The following is a 23,686-nucleotide window of genomic DNA, read 5'->3' as shown; positions in this document are numbered from 1 at the left end:
CTACACCAAGACACATAAAAAACTTTTTCTCCTTTTGAGACAAAGAGAGCTGCTGCATTGCATATTTTCCCACGGCATGGAGAACCATCTTAGTTCCCTAGTCGCCAATTTAAATCAGCGATGCAATGATATTAATAGTCATAGATACAATGGTGGTATTGAAAAAGAAGGAGAATATGCTATGTAACAGAGTCAAGCGCCTCATATCGGGTGATGTCGTCTCTACATCTGAAACTTGGCTAGTCATGCCAACTACAAATGAATAATATAAAAATTCCCAATAGTCTGGACAGTCATTATGAGGAAAATCTAATCCTCTGGTGATTTCTTCACTATTACTATGATTAATATATTTGTAATAGCTGTGTGCATATTGCACTGCAAACATCGTATGCACTAGTAACCAGGAACCGAGAAGGGTCATAATTGCAAGTATGACATGTAGGGTAAGCAGAATTGTTGACAACCCTTTTTTATCATTTAGTAAAAACACAATAGCTAAAACACTCGCACTAGCTGCACTTATCACCAGCAGGAATATAGCCAAATGTCCTTCATATTCATTCTCAGCATAACGGCGAATTTTTTCTGGCTTAGCCTTGCTCATGTTCCACCACGTTAGGGCTAAGAAAAAGTCAGCACCAAAGTCCCAAGCGCAGAGAATGCGAGTGGGTAAGCGCAGCCAAGGCGGAACGATTACTAAAACGAATACAGCGAGTCCGACAGCAATGATCAGTCGGGGTCGGGAGTCAAAGTTTTTAAATAAATTCAGGTTCACAAATATTTTGCACCAAGTGATGGCAATTAAAAATTGTACTCCAGTTGCTGCCCTTTGGAGAACCTGAACCCTTATTTTATTTGTGGTTTACTGATTTTTGTCTTGAGCAAAATTGAGTAGCATAATCTACGTTAGAATACAAGTCTTTTTGGGTAAGTTAAATAAGAAAATATCACTTGCCTAGAGAGGACATAATGAATGAAGCTGCCCATCAGTGGCGTTTAGCGATCGCCAAAATTGTTCAACCATATCGCCCTAGCATCATGCAACGGCGGCATTTCCTGAAGCTTTCTGGCATATCTGGCTTAGTTTTTTGTTCATTAAGTGCTTGTCGGCCAGCAACAACCAAACAAGGAGCATCGCCTACCCCAGCCTCTAAAATTGCATCTGCGCCACAAACTCAATTTACTCAACTTTTTAGCCAAGAGATCAAAGCGAACCGACCTTGGAATCTGGTTGTGATGATTAAGGATGAGCAAGATCCCTACCAAGTCCAGCTTAAACGAGGGGCTGAAAAAGCAGCCCAAGATTTTGGTGTAAATGTCAAGGTGTTAGATAACAAGTGCAACACCTGCATCGACCAGGAAATCCAAGCAATATCAAATGTAATCCAGCAAGGTCATCTAGATGGGCTAATTATTGTAACCGTGGATTCGGTAAAATTAGTCCGTGTGGTGGAAAAAGCCATTGATGCAGGTATCTCTGTGATTGCTATCGATACACCGATTAATAGCGATCGCATTGTCAGCTTTGTAGATTTTGATAATTTTACAGCCAGCCAGCAGTTAGGAGAATGGGTAGTTCAGCGACTAAAAGGTCATGGGCGCGTGCTGATCTTAAATGGGGTTCTGGAACAGCAAAATGCCTTAGAACGACGCAATGGCTTCCTTGCCGGTTTAAAGCAAGGAGATATGGAAGTATTGGATATGCAATCTGCCCATTGGGAACAGAAGGAAGCAAAAGTAATTACAGCAAATTGGCTCAAGCAGTTCCCGAATGTCGATGTGATTTTTGCAGCTTGCGACACTATGGCATTTGGTGCTAGGGAAGCAGTTGTAGAAGCCAAGGAGCAGAAAATCCAGATTGTGAGCTTTGATGGGACTCGTCCGGCGCTAGAAGCAGTTCAAAAAGGAGCGATCGCGGCGACGGCGATGCAACAACCTCTCCCGCAAGCCCGTTTAGCTGTACAAATGATGATCCGTCATCTGCAAAACCGGGAAACTTTTCCACCAATCGTCAAAATTCCTCCACCTCCTGTAATTACTCAAGATAACGTCAAAGAGTATTTAGCTAGGCAGTAACCCGAATCTTATTTTCTAGCAACAGAGATATATATGACAAATTACCGAGCTTGGCTGAAAAAAACTCGAAACAAAATTTACCCCGCAAGATTCCTGAGTCGGGAGATTGTCACCAGAACTCTGATTTTGAGTTTAATTGGCATATTCGGCATTGGTTCCACTATGACGCTGGGATTAAAAGCGACAGTAGAAAAAATTCAGCGGCAGTTAGATATTGCTAGTGCAGAAGCAGCACGCACCTTTGACCTATTTTTACTCAATGTTCAGAGCGATTTGATCGCCACTAGCGCGTCAATTTCAACAACGAAAACCACAACTACTATCAATGATATTCTCCGCAGCATGGTATCACGCAATGTATCTTTCACAGACGTGAAACTTGTTAGTTTAAAGGGAAAGATTTTGGCTCAACAGAGAAGATTTAGACAGCGCCAAGAAACTCAAGTTTTGCAACAACCGTGGTTAAAAGTCTTTAAGGAAGGGAAGCTTGTTTACAACGGGTTTGTCAACTTTGACAATCATTTTCCCTCTTTGGATATGGCAGTTCCAGTGGTTGATGATATTGGACTTCCCAAAGCCACATTGCTCGTTAGTGTAGACTTAACCCAGCTTTTAGATAAAGCGCTAGCAATACAAGTGGGAAGAATGGGATATGTTTATGTCACCGATGAAACAGGTCAAGTAATTGCCTACCGAAATCCCCGATTACAAGGACAAGGGATGACGATGGAAAAGCTGATCAAGCTCACTCCTGAAGCAATTGCCAAGAATGGAATGCAGCCATACAAAGGGTTAGGGGGAAAGTTAGTGTTCGCCTCTGTGCGATCGCAGGAGATAGTACCCTGGTTTGCGATCGTTGAACAACCCCTAGAAGAACCCCTAGCTCCTTTGGTGTTACCAATAATCTTTTCCTTAGTGATCCTAATGCTTGTTGGGCTAACAATTTACAACACGATCACATTTACCCGTGATCGGATTAGCCTCAGATTAGACTTACTCCGCAATGCTGCAATTTTGATGGCCAGTGGTGAATGGCAAACCAAACTAGAGATTCAATATCAAGATGAACTTGGGGAAGTTGCCCAGACCTTTAATGATATGGCAGGACAACTGCAAGAGGCTTTTGAGACTTTAGAACAAAGGGTGCAAAAACGCACAGTTGAACTAGCGATCGCCAAAGAAAAAGCAGATACTGCTAATCAGTCTAAAAGTGAGTTTCTGGCAAACATGAGTCATGAACTCCGCACTCCCCTAAATGGAATTCTCGGCTATGCCCAGATTTTGCAACGGTCTAAAGCATTAGGTGAGCAGGAGAAAAAGGGAGTTGGGATTATCTATCAGTGTGGTTCTCACCTTTTAACATTGATCAATGACATACTCGATTTGTCAAAAATCGAAGCTCGTAAACTCGAACTCAATTTGGGAGAACTTCATCTACCTTCTTTCTTAGAGGACATAATCGAAATTTGTCGGGTGCGGGCCGAACAAAAGGGAATTAGCCTTGTGTATGAACCTAATTCCGAAATTCCTAACGGTATTCGCACCGATGAAAAACGCTTGTGACAAGTATTAATTAACCTGTTGGGGAATGCCATCAAGTTTACCGAGCGAGGAAGCGTTACCTTTCGCGTCACAGTCCTAGAGCAATCCAATATCCCGATAGCTCTACACAAAATTCGCTTCGAGATTGAAGACACGGGTGTGGGAATGACTCCCGAACATCTGGAAAAAATCTTCCTGCCCTTTGAGCAAGTGGGAGATATGAAAAAGCAAGGTGAAGGAACAGGTTTAGGACTGGCCATTAGCCTAAAAATCATCTCCTTGATGGGTAGCCAAATTGAAGTCAAAAGTGACTATGGCAAAGGCAGTACCTTTTGGTTTGAACTTGAGGTACCAGGAGTCACACATTGGGCAGAACAGTCAACAAGGTTGAGTCAGGGGAATATTATTAGCTATCAAGGGCAGAAACGCAAGGTGTTGGTGGTGGATGATAAGTGGGAAAATCGCTCAGTGATTGTCAACTTACTCCAGCCCATCGGCTTCGAGGTGATTGAAGCCAGCAATGGCCAGGAAGGTTTAGATAAAGCGGTGGAATTGCAACCAGATATCGTGATTACCGACTTAGTTATGCCCGTAATGCATGGCTTTGATTTGCTTCGGGGGCTGCGTCTATCTCCACAACTGAAGAATGTAGTAGCGATCGCTTCTTCTGCCAGTGTATTTGAAGAAGATCACTTCAAGAGCTTGGATGCAGGAGCCAACACATTTCTACCCAAACCCCTGCAAGCAGATATCTTATTGGAAATACTATGCCAATATCTCAAGCTGGAATGGGTATATGAAAAACAATCTCCACAAAAACACCCTCAATCAGAACTGTTGATGGAAATACCTGACAATCAACTGGTGTCTCCTCCCTCGGACATCCTCACACAGCTTCATCAATTCAGCGAAGAAGGTGATTTTGACGCTGTGGTAGTAGTAGCGGAGCAATTACAGCAGTCCCATCCAGAATGTATCGGGTTCGCGCAAAAACTGATTGAGTTAACCGAAGATTGTCAAATCAAACAAGTGCGGGAGTTAATCTCCCAAGTTTTCAATCCCTAAAAACGCCGTTTGATTCCGCTAGCTTATACATTGAAACTTATACTTAGAGGCATAATGTTAGACCAAACTAACGAATTTATTTTAATTGTGGATGATAATCCTACTAATTTGTCAGTCCTCAAGCAAGCACTGAAAGCAGCCGGGTTGAACGTGCGCCTTGCAGAGGATGGTAAAAGTGCGATCGCGCAAGTTCATCGGGCCCTTCCCGCTTTGATTTTGCTTGATGTGCAAATGCCAGTTATGGATGGGTTTGAAACTTGCAGTTACCTCAAAGCCGATCCCCACACCCGCGAAATTCCGATTATTTTCATGACTGCACTGGCAGACACAGAAAACACAGTCAAAGGATTATCATTGGGAGCAGTTGATTACATCACTAAACCTTTTGAGCAAGAAGAAATATTGGCACGAGTCCGTGTGCATTTGCAGATGGGAAATATGACGAAAACTTTGCAGCAAATGACAGCAACGCTGGAGCAGAAAGTGGCAGAACGTACCGCTTCCTTGCAAAAAGCACAAGTACAATTGGTGCAGCAAGAAAAACTCTCAATCCTGGGTGAATTGGTAGCTGGGGTAGCGCATGAAATAAATAATCCCATCAGTTGCATTAGCAATAATGTGGCTCCGGCTCAAGAGTATGTCGCCGTTTTACAAAGAGCTATACATCTCTATCAAGCAGAGGTAACTCACCCATCCGCCCAAATGCAGCAAGAACTTGAGGAGTTGGATCTCGAATTTGTCCTAGAAGATTTACCAAAGTTACTGGATTCAATGAAATTGAGCAGTCTACGAATCATAGACATCTCTGTTTCGTTGCGAAACTTTTGCCGTGCAGATATCCCTGGTAAAGTGCTTTTCGATGTCCATCAAGGACTTGATAGCACTCTTTTGATCCTTCAACATCGACTTAAAGGCTTGAGCGGGCGATCGCCAATTCAAGTGATTAAAGAGTACGGAAAGCTACCAGAGGTGGAATGCTATCCCGGACAACTCAATCAGGTGTTTATGAATTTACTTGCCAATGCCATCGATGCCTTGGAAGAATCAAATCAGCAGCGATCGCCCGAAGATATCAAAGCCAATCCGCATCGTATTGAGATTCAGACTCGACTGGATGATCAAAAAAAGTATGTGGTGATTTGTATCCGAGATAATGGTATGGGAATGTCACCAGAGATTCAGCAACACATCTTTGATCATCTGTTCACAACCAAGGCAGTTGGTAAAGGAACAGGGTTGGGATTAGCGATCGCCCGTCAGATTGTGGAAGATACTCACAGAGGTCAGTTAAGTTGTAATTCTCAACTGGGAAAGGGAACGGAATTTGCGATCGCGCTCCCAATTTAACCTTTTAAGAAATTGAAACCTATAGTAGAATACTTACTTTAACTTGGCTCTAATCGTCTCTATTCGTTGACGATTGACACCAAAATCGCTTTCGGAAGTCATCAAGGTAGCCGAAAAGTTTGTAATGGCTAACTGCTACGACCCCAAAATAGCGATACAGTTATTCACGTAATTACGAATTGATCGACGCCGTGCCAGGTAATCGAAACCGATGTCGCCTTCTGGGTTGTGCGTCAACTCAAAGAGGCGAATCGAACGCTACAAGGTGTGGAAAAAGGCTTTTGACATGAGGAACGGTCTGTGATAAATTCAGACGGATGGTTGGTCGGGTCATCGGTCGTAACTAATTAATCCGGTCTCTTGATGAAGAGGAAATCCGATTTGCCCCCGCTTCTGCCGGGAGGGAAAGGCTGAGGCTGGATGCCCCCCTGAATTTTGCCCTCCGCAGCCGGTGAGAGTTCAGAGAACAATTTGACTTCCGGACTCTTTTGTTTTTGGTTGTTTTTCTTCATTTTTACAACTTTTTTCACTCAGGACTAGGACTACGCAAGGACTCGACTGAGCGATGATTGGTCATTGCGAGGCAAACGCAGTTGAGATTGCTTCTATTCAAGACGCTCCGCGAACGCTTCTCTACCAGAGGCTGCGCCAACGCTCGCAATGACGGATAACCGTTCCGTTCTGCGTAAATCCACAAAAACACTTTAATATGAGACTCCAAACATTTCCGCATCCGTCTAAAAAATTAACATCTAATAAGACTCCAAATATTTCCGCATCCGTCTAAAGAATTATTATACCCAGACAATATTTTCTATTTTCATGATTAAAATCAAATATCGCTTAGGGGTGGGACTCAGAACGCCCAAAAATTCATCTGATCACTGCTGATTTGCGGTGAACAGAGGCAACATTCAATTCAGCTAAAACATCGGTGATGCGATACGCTCTATGATTCGGTAAGTATGGTCTAAGCGAAGACAGATTATGACGCAAACAATTTCCATCAACGACTCTGGGCGCTTGCAACTCACACCGCTAGAAATCCCATCCCGTCTGCTGTTGGGGCCTGGACCCTCCAATGCCCATCCTACAGTTCTCCAGGCGATGAATACTTCACCCGTTGGGCATCTTGACCCAGCTTTTCTCGCACTCATGGATGAAATTCAGTCGTTGCTACGCTACGTATGGCAAACTGAAAACCCACTCACCATTGCAGTCAGCGGTACGGGAACAGCCGCAATGGAAGCAACCATCGCCAATGCTGTAGAACCCGGTGATGTGGTTTTGATTGGTGTAGCTGGTTACTTTGGTAATCGCCTTGTGGATATGGGTGGACGTTATGGCGCAGATGTGCGAACCATTACCAAACCTTGGGGACAAGTCTTCAACCTCGATGAACTTCAAACAGCCTTAAAAACTCATCGTCCAACTATTTTAGCTCTAGTTCATGCCGAAACCTCCACCGGCGCACGTCAACCGTTGGAAGGAGTCGCTGATTTGTGTCGTGAATTTGGCACTTTCTTACTAGTGGATTCAGTCACAAGTTTGGGTGGTGTCCCCTTGTTTTTGGATGCTTGGGGAGTTGACTTAGCTTATAGTTGTAGCCAAAAAGGGTTGGGTTGCCCACCTGGTGCTTCGCCTTTTACAATGAGTGCGCGTGCAGTTGAAAAATTGCAACAGCGCCAAACTAAGGTTGCAAACTGGTATTTGGATATGTTGTTGCTGGGCAAGTATTGGGGTCCTGAACGCACCTATCACCATACAGCACCGATTAATTTATACTATGCATTCCGGGAAGCACTACGTTTGCTTGCAGAAGAGGGGTTAGCAAACTCCTGGCAGCGGCATCAAAAGAACGTAGAATATCTCTGGCAAGGGTTAGAGAACTTAGGATTAAGTATGCACGTTGAGCAAGAATATAGACTGCCAACGCTGACCACTGTCTGCATTCCAACAGGGGTAGATGGGAAAGCGATCGCTCGGCAGTTACTCAATGAACATAATATTGAAATTGGCGGTGGTCTTGGCGAACTCGCTGGTAAAGTTTGGCGCGTGGGATTGATGGGCTTTAATAGTCGAAAGGAAAGTGTTGACCAACTTTTAGCAGCACTGCGGCAGGTTTTACCTAAGTAGTTTTTGGGTTAAAGAGGTGCGTTAACAGTAGCTTAACGCACGTGATAAAAAGGCGATGGGGCTAACATTACGTGAGTTCGACGGATAAAATGGTATCCGTTTAGTTAGTCGAATCTAAAGACCTCTAAGAGGTTTTACTACGCAAAACCTGTCCCTCTCCGAGTCGGAGAGGGAGATTTTGATCCCCCCTAACCCTCGTTAAAAAGCAGGGTGGTTTCATACGAAGAAAGAAAAATACATACAGCAGATTGCAACTTCTCTACGAGAGGCTACGCCAAGGTGAGGTACAGATAATCGTAAGGGCACAACATGTTGTGCCCCTACACGTGTACTTCATTTACCTGAAATACGCTGTAAGTCTTGATTTCTCGTTTTGTGGCATAGCTTTTTACCCCTCTCCAAACCTCTCCCCGCAACGGAGAGAGGCTCTGAAACCCAGTTTTAGTTTTTTCTCTGCTTGTATGAAACCACCCTGCCCTAACCCTCGTTAAAAAGGGGGGAACTAGAATCGAGTGCCCCCTTTTCAAGGGGGTTGGGGGATCTAAAAGAACGGAAAATTGAGTGTTTGGGCTTAAGTTGACACCAATGCACTGCGCCCTTGCGGTTTCCCGTGTTGTAGCAAGTGGCGTTGTGTTACGCCGTAGGCTAACGCACCTTGAATCGTTGATGGTGCGTTGTCGCGCAGCGCTACGCACCAACGATTTAAATTTATTAACATAGCTTGAAATATTAGCACCGACTTACTTAACTCGCAGCAATCGCAATGTAAGCCGATACAATCGCATTGTCAGTCGATACAATCGCATTGTCAGTCGATACAATCGCATTGTTAGTCGATGCATTAACAATTCAGGAGATTAGGTTAAGATGGCACGGCAATATAAAGCACGACTCGTTTGCATTTTGTGAAAAACATCGGGAGAATATATCTGTTGAGGATTCCTCACGAGCTTCACTGTGAGAAAAAACCAACAAACAGCAGAGGTAAGAGTATTAGGAGAGACACAATTAAAACTAGGGTTGTCGGCTCTATTTTAATGTGGTTCTTCTGTGGATCGCGCATTTGGCACTCTCTCGAACAATAAGTATATCAACTCAGCCTAAAGGATATTTACTTCTTTTTCCAAGCCCAATGAGGTTTAGAAGTGTAAATTTTTTAGCTATTTTATCCCCCATCTGCTTATTTCTTCCAAGGTAGTTTAGTCCCCATTTCAGTCAATGCAGAAAAGATGAGATAGAGGACGAGTAACCCAGCACCCGCAAAGAAAGCCAGTAAATCGTTATCCATAAATGCTGTTAGCTAAAACTTCGCTAATCATAGCGGAATCATCTAATCTTTAGCATTTTTCTGAGTCTGCAATCTTTGGTCTTCTGGGTGGAAACTGTACCAGTCATACCAATGACGAACTGCTAGCCAAACGGCTGAAAGCAAACCTGCTAGGCTGAGGGTTAGTCCACTGAACGGTACTAATAATCCAAAGGTGGGTAATACTGCTCCAGCAATAGTGCAGATAATCGCAGCAAGGGAAGCACTGCGGCTGGCTCCCAATCCCCATGTCAAAATTAGTAAGATGATGGAAATTAAAGTCCAAGCCAACTGAGCATTTATAACACGAGCGAGATAGGTCAAAGTCAACAGACAAGCAAAGAAAATACTACCAGCGATCGCTAGATTTTTGAAACTCATTGGCAGTGACAAATATAACAACAATATCCACCACAAAAATATTGCTGGTGCTAGCAATAAAAGACGCGGAATTATCCCTGTGTGACGAATAGGTTCGGTGTTTGTAAACACTCCAAATGGATTTTTTACTGAAACATTATCGTCAAATTTCCACGTAAATTGCGTACTGTGTCCGTCAACTTTAATATCATTAGGTACAATGCCACTGGCAAAATCAGCCGGAGCAAAGTTAGCAATTGCTGTGAGGCGGAAGTTAGATAGCATCTGTCCCGTTGCACTATAAACCCAGCGCGGCCCTCCTTGAGCCTGATAGGCGACTCGAAAGGTGGTTTCTTCCCCTGGTTGCAGCCGGAAGGGAAAGCCATAGTCTCCCGGATTGGTTTGTTGTAACCTAGTACCGTCACGCTCCACTTTGTAGCTAGCAAGCAGCGTGTAACCGTTGGGTGGCGGTGCTTAAAAGAAAAAATTATTAATATCCTTGAGTTGGTTAATTACTTTATAGTCGGCAGTATAATTTGCTCGATAAATTGAGCTACGACCTGGAACATCTACGCTTTGGTCAAGCTTGACTTGAATTTGCGAACCAGCCAACGTCAAGAAGCGGTTAACTTCTCGTGTCTCATTTACCTTAACTATCTTGCCATTGATTTGAGTGGTAGATGTGTATGGCTCTTGAATAGAGTAGCGAACTTGGGGGGCAAATTGTTCGAGCTTGTCACCTGCAACACTTTGGGCCACTTGAGCCACCCTTGCTTGTTCCCAGTGGTGGTAGCGATTGCTTAAAGTTGAACAGAGAAAAAATCCCGGTACTAAAAGAACTAATACCAAAGTTAAATGCTGCAATCCTCGCAAAAGTTGGGAATAACGAACAGCCCATTCGCCAATGAATATTACTTGTTCCGGCTGGCTTCGACGCAGGGAAAAACTTATCAGTGCGATGCCTACGGCGGCAAGCTACGCAACTCCCAAAGCTACGACCAAAAATACTAATAACAGTGAAGCTTTGAGCGCTTGGGTTCCAAATTGGACAAGCTCAATTGGATGCGTCAAATCAGGTAATCCGGGAATACCTTGAGCAGAAGATGACATTGGCAGATTTTTGCAGAATTTGGAGAGTCAGACCGATAAAATCTCTTAAAAGTTTCTGGAAATGGGTATAAATTATTCTCCAATCTGGTGGCGGTTCTGAGTCTACAATCCCTAATTCAACTTTGGGTTTTCAAAACTACTACTAGCCAGAATTTGACCATCATAACTAAAAGCAATAGATTTGAACTATGTGTCATCTCTTTTCGAGGTTCTTTTCATTGCGTTCCGACAAGCCTAAATGAAGAACTGAACTAGTTAAAAAAACGGAAAATAGAAGTAAAATCAAAAACCCGGTCATGAAGACCGGGCTTTTGAGCGGAAACAATGGGGCTATATTCCCCGAAGGTTTGTTATAGAGGTTCAGTATAATATCGATGCTCTGATATGTACTACCACCCCGTTGTTATCGATTCCGGAAAATTCGCGAAGAATTTTGGAGTAGTCTTTCTTTATCTTCCAAAATACGGCAATCGACTGGTAGCGTCAGCATGTAGGATTGAGAAATATTAATTTTCCGGCTTTTGCTGATGAATAATGTATTTGGTAGCTGGCAAGAATGGCTAACAGTATTCGCCTATCTAGGTTTCACCGTCTTTATTATCTGGCGCGTGTTTACCGCCGAGAAGAATTAAAAAAGCTGCATATCATCTCACCAGGGTCTTTTTGCTCAAAGGGCAAAACAGTCCCACCCTGTTGAACCTTGACTCGTTCACGACAATTGTAGACCTCGGTCGGTCTTTTTACTCCATCCACACTAACGGCTGCCCTGTATTCCCAATAATTTTTAGCACTACGGTTGATACTGAGAATGCAAATCTGGTGGCGTAGGTGTAGCCCGTCGTAGACATGATAATTGCGGCATACAGATGTAAAAGCCGGATCTACCACGGAAAAAGACAGTATCAATAGCAACAAAAATATTATGTATTTAATCCTGTTCATAAAAAAAATTATTTAACATTAGATTATTTGAAGCAGCAGCAAAAAAGCTCACAATACCATAGGTGCTATTTTTCGCTAAAGTTTACTAAGCTAAGTTGAACCATGCCTAAACACCTCCTCAAGTTTGAGGGTAAACATCTAGTGCGTCTATTCATGTACCATACCCTAATACCAATTCGTAATACCTTACGTAAAGCCCTACTTCGTGCGTCTACATAATAGAGAAAGTCAGATTACATCTGGCTGGGTTTCCACCATTTGTATCTGTAGTCTGATTTTGGAGAATTGAGATAACATATGTGCAAAAAAAGTCAGTTTTAAGGACGATAAAATTGCGACTAAAAACAAATTTTGAGCAATCTGGGATTGTACGCTGTTTTGCGGCAGTACTGCTTTTCGGTCAAGTGTGGCTACATTTACTCCAAGGAAAAACGTACTACCGCAAGATTCTGCAACATATGGTGACTGCTGGACCAGTTTCTATCTCTCCAGTTCTCCTTGTCAGCGGTTTTGCAGGAATGATTTTTACTATTCAGATAACGAGGGAATTAGCCCGATTTGGCGCTGTCAATGCTGTTGGAGGTGCTTTTGCCTTAGCTTTTTGTAGAGAATTGGCTCCAATTTTGACTGCTAGTATTATGGCGGGACAAGTTGGTTCTGCTTTTGCAGCAGAAATAGGTGCAATGCAAGTCACAGAGCAAATTGATGCACTTTATATGCTCAAAACTGATCCAATTGATTATTTAGTACTTCCTAGAGTAATTGCTTGTAGTTTAATGGTGCCTTTGATGACGATCTTGGCTTTAGTTACGGGCATCATCGGCGGAGTTTTTGCCGCGTCATACTTTTACAAAATTATACCAGAAACATTTTTGGAATCAGTCAGAAATTTTTTAAACCCGTCAGATTTGTTTATTATTTTGCTAAAAGGGTTTATTTTTGGTGTACTGGTTGCTGTCATTGGCTGTAGTTGGGGGTTAACTACTAAGGGAGGAGCCAAAGAAGTAGGAGAATCGGCAACAAAAGCAGTTGTTACTAGTTGGGTATCAATTTTTCTCATGGATTTTTTCCTCTCTCTACTGCTGTTTGAACAGCCTGCATTTTGAACCCAAGCAAGTATTGAAAAAGATTCCCGACCTCTTAAAAAAGTCGGGAATTTGAGCCAAAAAGAAATCTTTAGGTAAGCAATATTGGTTCTGAAGCGTTGGCACAACCCGCCGCAAGTATCGCTAGCTTTTTTGGGTATACTTCATAACGTTAGCGGAATTTGGGAATATATTAACTTGTAGATTAGCGCACCCAAAGCTAAACCTCCCAATGAAAAGATAGACGTAGTTAAAAAGGCTAGCCCTTCCCTAAGACCCGCTCTTTGAAAGTCTATCCTGACTAATATAGTCGCTGAAATGATCAGTAAGGTATCAAGAAATACCCCAAACCAGGCAATCATAATAAAAAACAAGAAAGCTGCTAAGACGGCAACGCCGAAAGTCCTGGTATTTGATTTAAGCAAAGCACTGTAGGAATAAGTCATTTTCGACCAAGGAGCAGTCAACGTTACTATTAAAAGCAAGATAGCAACTACAGTTACCAGCCACACAAACAGAGGAGCATGTGTTTCAGATATTACCCAGCCCAATGCACTGTAACAAAGCAGTACTAACGCTAGGGACATCCAAGGAACTCTTTTCAAAATTGACATGAGTTGATATTCCTAGTACAGGGTCAAGGTATTATTCCATTACTGAATGTTATAACTCACCGTTCGCACCTATAGGATTTGACTAAAAAGAATTGACTTAATTGTCTGGTCGCGATGAAATTGAAGTTACGCCTGATTTGGTCGAGAAGGATGACGACGGCTGGTATCCAAAACTAAGGATGCACTAATATTTGACCTGGAGCGGAAATTTCTCGCAAACCGTGATTTTAAACCAGCTAAGGCGCAGTTAGAGGCTGAGGAGAATTCGATATGGAAACCAGATTTTAATAAAGGGCAGCTATTGCCGGGAAGTTATCAGTTATCAGTGGGGAGTCAGAGTTTGAGACTTTGTGTAGATTCTCAATAAAAACAGCTATTTCACTGCGATGCCTGCGGTGGTCACTGACTTGTATTGAACGCAGTCGTAAAGTCTGCGGCATAGCTACGCTTAGGGCGCAGCCTCTCGCAGAGAAGTAGCTTTGCCGTACCACTTCCTGGAAGCAAGCTACGCGCAGCGTCTCGTAGAGAAGTGCGGGCTGTGACGCTCGTTCGCGTAGCGTGCCGTAGGCAAGACTCGCTACCGCTATCGGTGTCGCACTATTAAATCGGTGATTTATACTCCTAATTTTTAGCACTTAACTTTGGAGCACTGCTCTTATATACTACTCTTTTGAAGTTTGCAGTGTTCAGAAACACAATATGTCTGTGATCTATAACACACATATACTAATTTAGATAACTATATAATTTCTACTACATGAAGTACAGCAAGAATACATCTGACAACAGACATTCCGTACCCCCGACTGTCACAATCGGTTTTTCGCATTTTCATTTTTTGATGTTGTATTTAATACAAGTATCAGGATTGCGATCGCCTACGGCGGGGTATAGCCCATCGCACATCGACAAAACCCAAACCCCAAAAGCTGAAAATTCGTAGTGTGAAACTTTAGGATGCGGAATGTGGGTTACAACTTGATGTCCATCTTGTTTCTGTTAAAGTGTTCCAAAAAATAAATGAGCCAAAATCCCTCATTATGAGCCAAACGTACTCCTTTAAAGTACGCTGCATTCGCAATGACAATTGGGCATTTTTTTACTTGGAGTACTGTTAAATCTAGGGATGCTACAGTTATGCTTCATTGTCTGATTGAGCAGAATTTGTCAAAGCATACCTGAAAGGATTTCCCACAATTGAAGAGGCTGGGGCAGAAGGCAGAAAGTATCAATTAAGACTTTAGTTGTAGGTCATTGCCCACTAGTACCGCAAGGCGGAAGTTAAAAGTCACTTGTACTGAGCGTAGCCGTTGGCGCAGGCTCTCGTAGAGAAGTAAAAGTCAAAAGTCAAAAGAATTGTATTCCGGGCTTTTGTGCAATTTTGAATAGTCTGTTTATCTACGCCCTGCTCTACTAGTATAACAAAATTGTGTCGAGAGGCGTAAGCTAATCGTCATTCATTTTTGTGGACTGATTCGCTTGTAGTAACGACTTCAACCCTAGTTTTATGCAACTTAAATGCTCACTAGCTTAAAAGCAGACACAAGGCATCCTTGCTTTAATCCCATGCTTTTAAGCACGAGAACATAGTTGCCTTCTGCCTTATGAATGCATTTTTCATCAAAAAACAACCTAATAGCATGAGTAGAATCCATATGAACTTTAAACAATTTGGTGTCTTAGTGTCTATATCTACAATTTTAGGAATGAACCTTATTGCCACCAAGGCTTTGGCTCAAGAATCGCCTAGTATTACTTTCGGAGATGCAATTGCGGCTGGTGGATGTAGTATTGCAGATCAGCAAGTTGGAGAGGACGGTAGAACCTTATCGCTTATATTGAATAACTTTAGCGCATATAACGGTCAGCGTAATAGGTGTATTATACGTATTAATACTAGTATTCCAAGTGGTTTCAATGTCCAAGAGGTAAATGTACTGTACCAAGGAAGTGTTGAGGTTGGTGCAAGCAGTAAAGGTTCAAATTTAAGCAGAAGCTACAGCTTTAGTGCTGGTAACCTTGGTCAAGTCGTAGCTACCCCTCAAAAGACCGACTTTAAAGTAAGCGATGATCTTTTTGAGGTGCAAGATAATCTTGCTGTTATATCTGCTTCATGTGGTGGACAAGGACAATTAGGTTTTAATTTGATTGAAAAATCCAACCCAGGAAGTAATATTATTGTTGATACAACCGATGTCAATGCTGGGAAAGTAATATTGAGTTTAGACCTAATTCCTTGCTCTTAACAAAACAGAATATATTTGGCAGAATTCAGTTGGGTATTCTGACCGAAAAAGCGGATAAATGGTGAAATACCGCACCCAATTCCAAATTTGGTAGTCATTCAATGAGTGGTGTATATAAATTCCCTACTCATTGATTCTACCAGATGTATTCTTCTTTAAAATTCCAAATTTATCTAAATGGAGACTAGTTATGTTGAGATTAAGTAATGCACGTAATCTTTTCATGTTCCTATGCTTGTTTGTTTCATATTGTTATGATGCCAATTCATCTAGCATTGCTGCTCCAATAGTAAATCAGCCACAATTTATTGTTAATAATGGATGTCAAATAAATTACAATCGGCAAACAAGTGAGTTGAAAATTAGCTCTAAATTAGCTGTAAACGCACAATTGTCAAGGGTTAGATGTATCATTAGAATTAATACTTCTACTCAAAATCAATTTAGGCTCGTGCCTTTAGCTTTCAAAGGTCAAGTAAAGAAAGCACCAGCACAAGTAGCTATCTCATCATTTGTAATTGGCGATCAACCAACTCGTGTCTTATATACAAGTCCGTCAAATGCAAGTTTTCTTAATTTTGATTTGACCAAGCAAATACTTCCAACTAACTACACAACTCCAACTCAAGGAAAAAGTGTTATAGGCATTAATTTAATATTAACAACGAGCGGAGGAGAATCAGAGTTGACAGATGTAAGGTTTACACTTCAACAAAAATAATATAGCGCTTCTCGTACCCTGCGGGAAGCCGCTACGCGTCTATGGATGCAATACATTCTGACCTCACTTCCATTCTTCTCTCCTAAAAGGAGGAGCCACTGCGCCCTTACGCTCAAGGGCGCATTTGCGTAGCGTCTCGTAGAGAAGAACGCAAAGGAAGAGAAGGAAGAGAAGGAAGAGAAGGAAGAAATGCTTAACTGAACTGTATTGGGCTTTAACCCTCTCAGGACTTACGCAAAAAGGCATTGAAAGCCTTGATTTACCGTAGGGGCAATTCATGAATTGCCCCTACATTTCTTACTTAATGCGTAAGTCCTACCTCTGACTATATGAGGCTTAAAAGTTAGCTGAAATTTTTAGTTGGCGAGAGTGATGCAAGAGCGTTAGGGACTAACAAAAAACAAATTATCCAAAATTAAATTTATATTGTACATTTGTAGGGGAGCTAGATCTTGTGCCCCTACGTTTGCGAAGCGTCCCGCAGGTATGGGATGTTTTTTAATTGGAAGTCCCTTAAGGCAGATTATTATAACTATTGACTAATAGCTAAACAATCATTTTCTGCCCACCAAACGTAGATGGGCGTGTTGCGGTCTGGTAAACCGCCAAAAGTATTAGGTTGTAGCACATTTATGCTAATACCATTTGTTAATTCCACAACATAATTAACGTGTGTACCCAAATACATAACATTGACAAGCCGTCCTTCAAAGCAGTTAGCTGGCAAATTGGGTGGATAAAGCGAAAGCTGTATTTTTTCTGGGCGCACACACACTATTACAGCTTGTGATAATTCAGATGGTGTATCTTCAGCGCGGCTAATGACAATTGAGAGTCCGGTTTTTGTCGAAATTTTAACATTTGAGGAGTCTACCGCTACGATTTCACCGCTGAATAAATTAGTATCGCCAATAAAATCAGCAACAAAAGATGTGCAGGGACGTTCGTAAATTTGGCTGGGAGTGCCAACTTGTTCAATTTTGCCTTGGTTCATCACGGCAATGCGATCGCTCAAAGACAATGCTTCTTCTTGGTCGTGTGTCACCATCACAAAGGTCAATCCTAAGTCTTTGTGTAAATTTGATAACTCAACCTGCATTTCCTTACGCAGCTTTAAATCTAACGCCCCTAAAGGTTCATCCAGTAGTACAACGGTGGGACGGTTGACTAGGGCCCTTGCTAAAGCAACTCGCTGCTGTTGACCACCAGAAAGTTGATTGGGAAAGCGCGATCGCAAACTTTCCATTTTTACCAGTTTTAAAGCTTCTTCAACTCTAGCTTCAATTTGCGATTTGCGTATTTTTTTTAACCTCAGTCCGAAGGCGATATTATCCCAGACATTCAGGTGGTTAAATAGAGCGTAACTTTGAAATACAGTATTGACGGGTCGGCGGTAAGGCGGCACATTAGTCATAGACTGACCCTGAATCAATACCTTGCCAGCGTCAGCGATTTCAAACCCAGCAATTAAGCGCAGTGTGGTTGTTTTACCACAACCGGAGGGGCCTAAAATACTAAAAAATTCTCCTTGTCTAACATCCAAGTCGATTCCATTTACTGCTGGTTCTTGGTTAAAAAACTTGAAGACATTACGCAGTTCAACATCAAGTGGCTGAAAAGTTGTTATCCCCCTCTGATTCTGCATGACAATTTGAGCCATAATCCTCAGTAGAATGCCGTGATCTTACGTTAGTTTATCAATTGATCTAGTCTATTGGGCAGACTAGATTTCACACTTTGGTTTATTGTATCCGCCAAAAACAATTGTTCAAGAATATACTCGCCCGATTCTTTCATACCCACTACTGGGCATGAGTTTAGGGTAATTGTGTACAGATAATACCGCTCTTGGAATCATTCTTTGTCTTATGTCTTTATTCCCATCAATTGGCAGTAAAAAAGATACCCGTACAGTTGGACGTGGTTTCCAATCAATATTTTTAATCGTATTTACCTTATTAATGACTGCTGGTATTGGGGCGCGTTTGGCATATTTGCAAATTGTTGAAGGCCCAAAACTCCGGGAACGAGCCGAAGCGAACCGAATTCGGATGATTCTCAAACAACCGGAACGGGGCAATATTTTTGACCGAAATGGCAAACTTTTAGCCAGTACTCGCTATCCTAGCTCTGTATATTTGTGGCCGATGGCACATACAAAGCCTTCCTGGTCTGTAGTCGGCCCGCGTCTAGCGCAAATTCTTAACATTCCGCAAGATGAGATGGAAAAGAAATTAGAACAAGCAGGTGCTAATTCTTCTTCGCTTATCCGCGTTGCTCGTGATCTAAATGAAGCACAAATCACGGCATTAAAGGAGTATAAAAATGAACTACCAGAAGTAGAAATAAATAGAGATTCTGTACGTTATTACCCTCACGGGAAAGAATTAGCACATGTACTCGGTTATACGCGCGAATTGACCGCCGACCAGTTAAAGGACAAGAAGCAGGAAGGCTACCGACTGGGAGATGTAATCGGTCAAATGGGGGTGGAAAAGGCCTATGAGAAAACTCTACGGGGCGAATGGGGCGGTCAGCAAGTGGAAGTGGATGGTGCGGGTAGACCAATCCGGGTTTTGGGGGAGAAGCAGGCAAAAGCTGGTAACGATTTGCACCTGACCATAGATTTAGATGTGCAAGAGGCAGCCCAAAAAGCTTTGGGAAATCACCGAGGTGCGATCGCCGCACTTGATCCGAATAACGGTGCTGTTTTAGCACTGGTATCTTACCCCAGCTTTGACCCAAATATCTTCTCCAAACAAAAACTCTCCCAGAAAGATTGGGAAAGCGTGCAAGGTAAAGATCATCCCTTGATCAATCGGACCCTGAGTGCCTTTCCACCCGCCAGTACCTTCAAAATTGTCACTACGACAGCTGGACTAGAATCAGGTCAATTTTCTCCTGACTCAGTATTACAGACCTTTGGTTCCCTAACTGTTGGGGGGGTGACTTTTGGAGAGTGGAACCACGCCGGATTCGGGCCATTAGGATTTCCCAGAGCGATCGCTATGAGTAGTGATACTTTCTTCTATCAAGTTGGCAGAAAAGTTGGTGGCCCAACTTTAATCGAATGGAGTCGCAAATACGGGTTTGGTCAAAAAACTGGCATTGAATTTCCCAACGAAGAATCAAAAGGCTTGGTTCCAGATGAAACATGGAAGCAGAAAGTTTTGAAAACGCCTTGGAGTGTAGGCGATACCATTAATATGTCAATTGGTCAAGGCGCTTTGCAAGTGACACCCCTGCAATCGGCAATTATGTTTTCTGTCCCTGCTAATGGCGGGTATCGAGTTCAGCCGCATTTGCTCAAAGACAACGAAGAAGCAAAAAGTTGGCGAGAATCTTTAAATATGAAGCCGGAAACCATCAAAGTTCTCCGTGAGGGACTACGGAAGGTGGTGAGTGAGGGTACAGGTAAGCGCTTGGACGTACCGACAATTGCCCCAGCGTCTGGGAAGAGTGGCACTGCTGAAGCTGGTATTGGTCGCCCAAATCATACTTGGTTTGGTGCTTATGCCCCCAGTAATAAGCCGGAAATTGTGGTTGTGGCTTTTGGGGAAAATACTGGCGAACATGGCGGTACTGTTTGTGGGCCGATGGTTTTACAAGTGCTGGAAGCTTATTTTCAGCACAAGTATCCAGGTAAGTATCAAAAACCTCAGCCTGACCCATCAGAAGCTAAAACTCAGAGTTCAGGACATGTGACTGGCGACTAAAAGAAGGAAGAATTAAAAATACATTTTGAATTTGGAATTATTTTGTCTGGCCATCGCCAAACAAAAATGAGGTGAATCGTGATTGACGACTATATTCGAGCCACAATGACTAAAAACCAGATTCCTGGACTTTCTGTTGCAGTGGTGCAGTCAGGTGAACCTGTTTTAGTTAAGGGCTATGGACTGGCGAATGTTGAACACTCTGTTCTGGCGACTGAACACACAGTTTATGAAATTGCGTCTGTCGGTAAAACTTTCACCGCTACAGTCACAATGATGCTGGTGGAGCAAGGGATAATTTCGCTAGAAGAAGCGATCGCAGACTATCTCGATCATCTACCCCTAACGTGGCAAAATGTCACAATCGAGCATATTCTGTCTCATCAGTCTGGAATTCCTAGCTATACCGATGCCCCAAACTACTGGGAAATTACCCATCTTAATTTATCTAAATCTGAAATTTTGGCTCTAGTTACTCACCTACCCCTCAAATTCCAACCAGCTGAGTTTAGCGCCTATGACAACACAGGCTACTATTTATTGGGTTTGATGCTAGAAAAGGTAACTGGACAATCTTATGGAAATTTGTTGCGCGATCGCATTTTTGCTCCTTTGGGAATGAATGCAACCGTAATGAATGATCCCAAAGACATTGTGCCGCACCGGGCTGCTGGCTATCGGTTGCTAAACAGCAAACTTGTTAATAAACCCTACTACAGTCCCTCAGTCACTTATTCTGCTGGAGGTCAACTCTCCAGTGTAGAAGATATGGTGAAGTGGGAACAGGGGCTTTGTGGTGCAACTCTGCTAAAGCAATCAACCCTTGAGAAAATGTGGACTCCTCATTTTCCCAATCAGGGCGATGATTGGGAAAAGTTGAGATATGTTGCAGGTTTAGGTTGGTGGGTATTTAATTATGGCGATCGCCGAGTAGTTGGTCATAATGGTTCGATATTAGGATTCGCAAGTAACATTACCCGCTTTATTGATGACAAAATTACTGTAATTTTACTTTGCAATCTAGATAAAATTTCCCGACCAGATGCGATCGCTAAGGACATCGCTGAATATTATTGTCCAGCTCTTAAGGAAGTAGTACTTCAGCCTCCACCCTAGTAGAGGGGGTAAAACCAATGCCTCGTGGCTCCTCTTGACTCTGCCAATTTTAGATTTTTCCTTCAATCCAAAATCCAAAATTTAAAATCTAAAATCGAATGACTCCTGTCTCCTATGGCGATATCTTAGCGGGTTTCAAATTTCTGGCTTTGTAGAACATTTCCAAGCTATCGCGATCGCCTACAAAACGCCAGTGCCAAGGCTCATAACTCACACCTTGAATATTATCTTTAGGAAATGACATTTCAAAGCTGAAACGTGCTGCATTTGCTTGCAGCCACCGATAAGCCTTAGTATTGTCAAAGTTGGTTTGGAGATTAGTCGCTGGTACTGCTCCATCTCCAACATCCACAGCATAACCTGTGTGATGTTCGCTATGACCAGGAGGAGCGCTGAGGGCAGCTCGTTCTGCTGGCGTCTGATTTCGCTGGGCACCGACAGCAAAAAACAACTGCTCTTGGTCTTTAACTGAGCGAAAGCCAGAAATTGGTTCTATAATTACACCTGCACTCCGCGCTGCTGCCACCATCTCCTCAAACTTTTGGGCAGCAGCTTTTCGCATTCTAACACCCCTCTTTGCGGAGATGGTTACTAGTTCTGATTCAGGGGCTTCTGGGTATGGAAAATGCCCTAACACAGTATCGTTAGAATTATTAGATGCTGCTGGAGTAACAGGAGCAGAAGTAGCTGGTAAAAGTTGAGAATCGGCGGTTTTTTTGGGTGCTGTGAGGAAAAACAAAAAACCGCTAATTAAAGCCAGCAGGACAAATCCCGCTACTCCCGCAATCAGCAAAATTCGGGGTTGCAACCACATTTTCGGTGTTGCAACAGGGGTATCGCGTATAGCCACTGGAATATCATCACCAAGGTCATTCGATGAATTTTGCGGTTTTCCAGAAAACCCTGCCTTATTCAAGGGTAAACTCCTGTTTTTGTGGGATAGCCATAACAGATTTTGCACTGGACAAAAGTAGACGTAACAGGTAGCATTTTACATCTGTGGTTCTTAGGCGCAATCTTGACAAACCTTTTAGAACTATATGTCAAGCTGGGAGGATTAGTCCTGGTAGGTTTTATTCTGGGACGCAAACTACCTGTGACAGTTCCTACACATTTGGGACAGTTCCTTTTTTGGGTGGGAGTACCCATCAGCATAGTATCGTTTTTGCGTCAATCTAGCTTGTCGGGGCAAATTTGGATTGCACCTGCGATCGCTTACCTAGCCATTTTACTAGGAGCATTTTTAGCCTGGTTAGCGATTAAAGGACAAGCCTATTTTAGAAATACCGTCCCCCAACAATCGACTCAGGCTAGCTTGATATTAGCAGCAATGTTGGGTAATACAGGTTATCTTGGCTTTCCCATTACCTTAGCAATAGTAGGTAAAGAATACTTTGCTTGGGCGCTATTCTATGATTTACTAGGTTCATTCCCAGGAACTTATGGCTTAGGTGTGTTACTAGCAGCGCGTTTTGGCGGTGGTATCCATAATCATTGGCAGATTGCTAGAGCCATCTTAATTAATCCTGCCCTGTGGGGTTTCGGATTTGGCTTGCTGTTTCGGCAGGTGACAATTCCCACAGTCGCGGAATTCTGGTTAGAGAAATTTGCTTGGAGTGTCGTAACTTTATCTTTGATGTTAATTGGAATGCGACTAGCGCTGCTCAACTCTTGGCGTAGCCTACCACAAGCAGGGATGAGCTTGGGAATCAAAATGTTGTTAGTTCCCTTAATATTGGGCAGTATTTTACCACTGTTTGGATTAACTGGGCCGATCGCAAAGATCATTGTGCTACAAATGGCCATGCCTCCAGCTTTCGCCACACTGGTAATTGCTGAGACATTCAATCTTGATCGCGATCTAGCAGTAACTGCCTTAGCTGCTGGGGCGATAGTATTGCTGGTTACTCTCCCAGTTTGGCTGTGGCTGTTTTGATTTGAGATTTATGCACCGTGATGCGATCGCTTAAAACCCCAGGAAAAACGGATCTTATCGTTCTAATGTAAGCGCGTTTAGAACACAATACAGTTCAGTTAAGCATTTCTTCCTACTCTTACTTTGCGTCCAACTCTTGGAGACGCTACGCGTAGCTTGCTTCTCGGTAGGAGTATGCGTCCAACTCTTGGAGACGCTGCGCGTTGGCGTTCGCGGAGCGTGTCGCAGACAAGCCTCTTGCAGAGAAGGCGGTTCGGAAAAAAAAATTGACTTTGACAAATAGTTTTAGCCTTAACGCAAGCGTATTGCTCTATAGGTAAGTTCTTTCTGTGCGATTCCTTAGCATTATTAGAGCGTGGCGAAGG

At 42.9% G+C, this 23,686-nt stretch carries 19 protein-coding genes and 1 pseudogene; 11 read left to right on the top strand and 9 right to left on the bottom strand.

Going from position 1 to position 23,686, the window contains the following annotated elements:
- Nucleotides 1-109: 109 nt before the first annotated feature.
- On the bottom strand, nucleotides 110-778 hold the full coding sequence (locus tag V7K85_RS18625; protein WP_334815330.1) for a DUF1345 domain-containing protein: 669 nt from the start codon (nucleotides 776-778) through the stop codon (nucleotides 110-112).
- Between the two features lie 194 nt (nucleotides 779-972).
- Between V7K85_RS18625 and V7K85_RS18620 the strand changes: the two genes are divergently transcribed.
- From V7K85_RS18620 to V7K85_RS18605, 4 genes are read left to right on the top strand one after another with little or no spacing between them, the layout of a single operon-like run.
- Entirely contained in the window at nucleotides 973-2,079 is a 1,107-nt protein-coding gene (locus V7K85_RS18620; RefSeq protein ID WP_334815328.1) for a sugar ABC transporter substrate-binding protein, read from the top strand.
- Nucleotides 2,080-2,112: 33 nt separating this feature from the next.
- Nucleotides 2,113-3,642, top strand: coding sequence for a hybrid sensor histidine kinase/response regulator (locus V7K85_RS18615; protein ID WP_334815326.1), 1,530 nt, complete (start codon nucleotides 2,113-2,115; stop codon nucleotides 3,640-3,642).
- Nucleotides 3,643-3,651: 9 nt separating this feature from the next.
- The gene (locus tag V7K85_RS18610) at nucleotides 3,652-4,686 is read left to right on the top strand and encodes an ATP-binding protein (protein WP_334815386.1); all 1,035 of its coding nucleotides are present in this window, start codon (nucleotides 3,652-3,654) and stop codon (nucleotides 4,684-4,686) included.
- Nucleotides 4,687-4,740: 54 nt separating this feature from the next.
- The gene (locus tag V7K85_RS18605; RefSeq protein WP_334815324.1) at nucleotides 4,741-6,033 is read left to right on the top strand and encodes a sensor histidine kinase; all 1,293 of its coding nucleotides are present in this window, start codon (nucleotides 4,741-4,743) and stop codon (nucleotides 6,031-6,033) included.
- Nucleotides 6,034-6,066: 33 nt separating this feature from the next.
- Here the strand turns inward: V7K85_RS18605 and V7K85_RS36565 are convergent, their stop codons facing one another.
- On the bottom strand, nucleotides 6,067-6,135 hold the full coding sequence (locus V7K85_RS36565) for a DUF1499 domain-containing protein (protein WP_442940599.1): 69 nt from the start codon (nucleotides 6,133-6,135) through the stop codon (nucleotides 6,067-6,069).
- Between the two features lie 885 nt (nucleotides 6,136-7,020).
- Here V7K85_RS36565 and V7K85_RS18600 point away from each other — a divergent pair.
- Nucleotides 7,021-8,169: an alanine--glyoxylate aminotransferase family protein gene (locus V7K85_RS18600; RefSeq protein ID WP_334815322.1), complete on the top strand. Its 1,149-nt coding sequence runs from the start codon at nucleotides 7,021-7,023 to the stop codon at nucleotides 8,167-8,169.
- 571 nt (nucleotides 8,170-8,740) lie between these two features.
- Here the strand turns inward: V7K85_RS18600 and V7K85_RS18595 are convergent.
- The 3 genes and pseudogenes from V7K85_RS18595 to V7K85_RS18585 form a co-directional block, all read right to left on the bottom strand.
- Nucleotides 8,741-8,887 (bottom strand): hypothetical protein, encoded by a 147-nt coding sequence (locus V7K85_RS18595; RefSeq protein ID WP_334815320.1) that lies wholly within the window; start codon nucleotides 8,885-8,887, stop codon nucleotides 8,741-8,743.
- Between the two features lie 612 nt (nucleotides 8,888-9,499).
- Nucleotides 9,500-10,945, bottom strand: a pseudogene (locus V7K85_RS18590) (hypothetical protein).
- Nucleotides 10,946-11,557: 612 nt separating this feature from the next.
- Entirely contained in the window at nucleotides 11,558-11,887 is a 330-nt protein-coding gene (locus V7K85_RS18585) for a hypothetical protein (protein ID WP_334815318.1), read from the bottom strand.
- Between the two features lie 332 nt (nucleotides 11,888-12,219).
- On the opposite strand from V7K85_RS18585, the gene V7K85_RS18580 reads away from it, so the two are divergent.
- Nucleotides 12,220-12,993: an MlaE family lipid ABC transporter permease subunit gene (locus V7K85_RS18580; RefSeq protein WP_334815316.1), complete on the top strand. Its 774-nt coding sequence runs from the start codon at nucleotides 12,220-12,222 to the stop codon at nucleotides 12,991-12,993.
- A 143-nt stretch (nucleotides 12,994-13,136) separates the two neighbouring features.
- Here the strand turns inward: V7K85_RS18580 and V7K85_RS18575 are convergent, their stop codons facing one another.
- Together V7K85_RS18575 and V7K85_RS18570 are read right to left on the bottom strand one after the other, a co-directional pair.
- The gene (locus V7K85_RS18575) at nucleotides 13,137-13,586 is read right to left on the bottom strand and encodes a hypothetical protein (protein WP_334815314.1); all 450 of its coding nucleotides are present in this window, start codon (nucleotides 13,584-13,586) and stop codon (nucleotides 13,137-13,139) included.
- A 284-nt stretch (nucleotides 13,587-13,870) separates the two neighbouring features.
- The gene (locus V7K85_RS18570) at nucleotides 13,871-14,221 is read right to left on the bottom strand and encodes a hypothetical protein (protein ID WP_334815312.1); all 351 of its coding nucleotides are present in this window, start codon (nucleotides 14,219-14,221) and stop codon (nucleotides 13,871-13,873) included.
- Between the two features lie 1,020 nt (nucleotides 14,222-15,241).
- Between V7K85_RS18570 and V7K85_RS18565 the strand changes: the two genes are divergently transcribed.
- Nucleotides 15,242-15,832, top strand: a complete 591-nt coding sequence (locus tag V7K85_RS18565; RefSeq protein ID WP_334815310.1) for a DUF4360 domain-containing protein — start codon at nucleotides 15,242-15,244, stop codon at nucleotides 15,830-15,832.
- Between the two features lie 190 nt (nucleotides 15,833-16,022).
- Nucleotides 16,023-16,553 carry a hypothetical protein gene (locus tag V7K85_RS18560; RefSeq protein ID WP_334815308.1) on the top strand — a complete coding sequence of 177 codons (531 nt, stop codon included), beginning with the start codon at nucleotides 16,023-16,025 and terminating at the stop codon, nucleotides 16,551-16,553.
- A 532-nt stretch (nucleotides 16,554-17,085) separates the two neighbouring features.
- On the opposite strand, the gene V7K85_RS18555 is transcribed toward V7K85_RS18560, so the two are convergent.
- On the bottom strand, nucleotides 17,086-18,213 hold the full coding sequence (locus V7K85_RS18555) for an ABC transporter ATP-binding protein (protein ID WP_334815306.1): 1,128 nt from the start codon (nucleotides 18,211-18,213) through the stop codon (nucleotides 17,086-17,088).
- A 208-nt stretch (nucleotides 18,214-18,421) separates the two neighbouring features.
- Here V7K85_RS18555 and mrdA point away from each other — a divergent pair, with 208 nt between their 5' ends.
- Nucleotides 18,422-20,269, top strand: coding sequence for a penicillin-binding protein 2 (gene mrdA / locus V7K85_RS18550; RefSeq protein ID WP_334815304.1), 1,848 nt, complete (start codon nucleotides 18,422-18,424; stop codon nucleotides 20,267-20,269).
- A gap of 78 nt (nucleotides 20,270-20,347) precedes the next feature.
- Nucleotides 20,348-21,385: a serine hydrolase domain-containing protein gene (locus tag V7K85_RS18545; RefSeq protein ID WP_334815302.1), complete on the top strand. Its 1,038-nt coding sequence runs from the start codon at nucleotides 20,348-20,350 to the stop codon at nucleotides 21,383-21,385.
- A 112-nt stretch (nucleotides 21,386-21,497) separates the two neighbouring features.
- Here the strand turns inward: V7K85_RS18545 and V7K85_RS18540 are convergent, their stop codons facing one another.
- Nucleotides 21,498-22,301 (bottom strand): M15 family metallopeptidase, encoded by an 804-nt coding sequence (locus V7K85_RS18540; RefSeq protein ID WP_334815300.1) that lies wholly within the window; start codon nucleotides 22,299-22,301, stop codon nucleotides 21,498-21,500.
- Between the two features lie 102 nt (nucleotides 22,302-22,403).
- Here V7K85_RS18540 and V7K85_RS18535 point away from each other — a divergent pair, with 102 nt between their 5' ends.
- Nucleotides 22,404-23,321, top strand: a complete 918-nt coding sequence (locus tag V7K85_RS18535) for an AEC family transporter (RefSeq protein WP_334815383.1) — start codon at nucleotides 22,404-22,406, stop codon at nucleotides 23,319-23,321.
- Nucleotides 23,322-23,686: the final 365 nt, after the last annotated feature.

The organism is Nostoc sp. (assembly GCF_036917615.1).
Taxonomy (GTDB): Bacteria; Cyanobacteriota; Cyanobacteriia; order Cyanobacteriales; family Nostocaceae; genus Nostoc.
The sequence above is the reverse complement of the archived record's forward strand: the minus strand, read 5'-3'. Positions and strand labels throughout refer to the sequence as shown.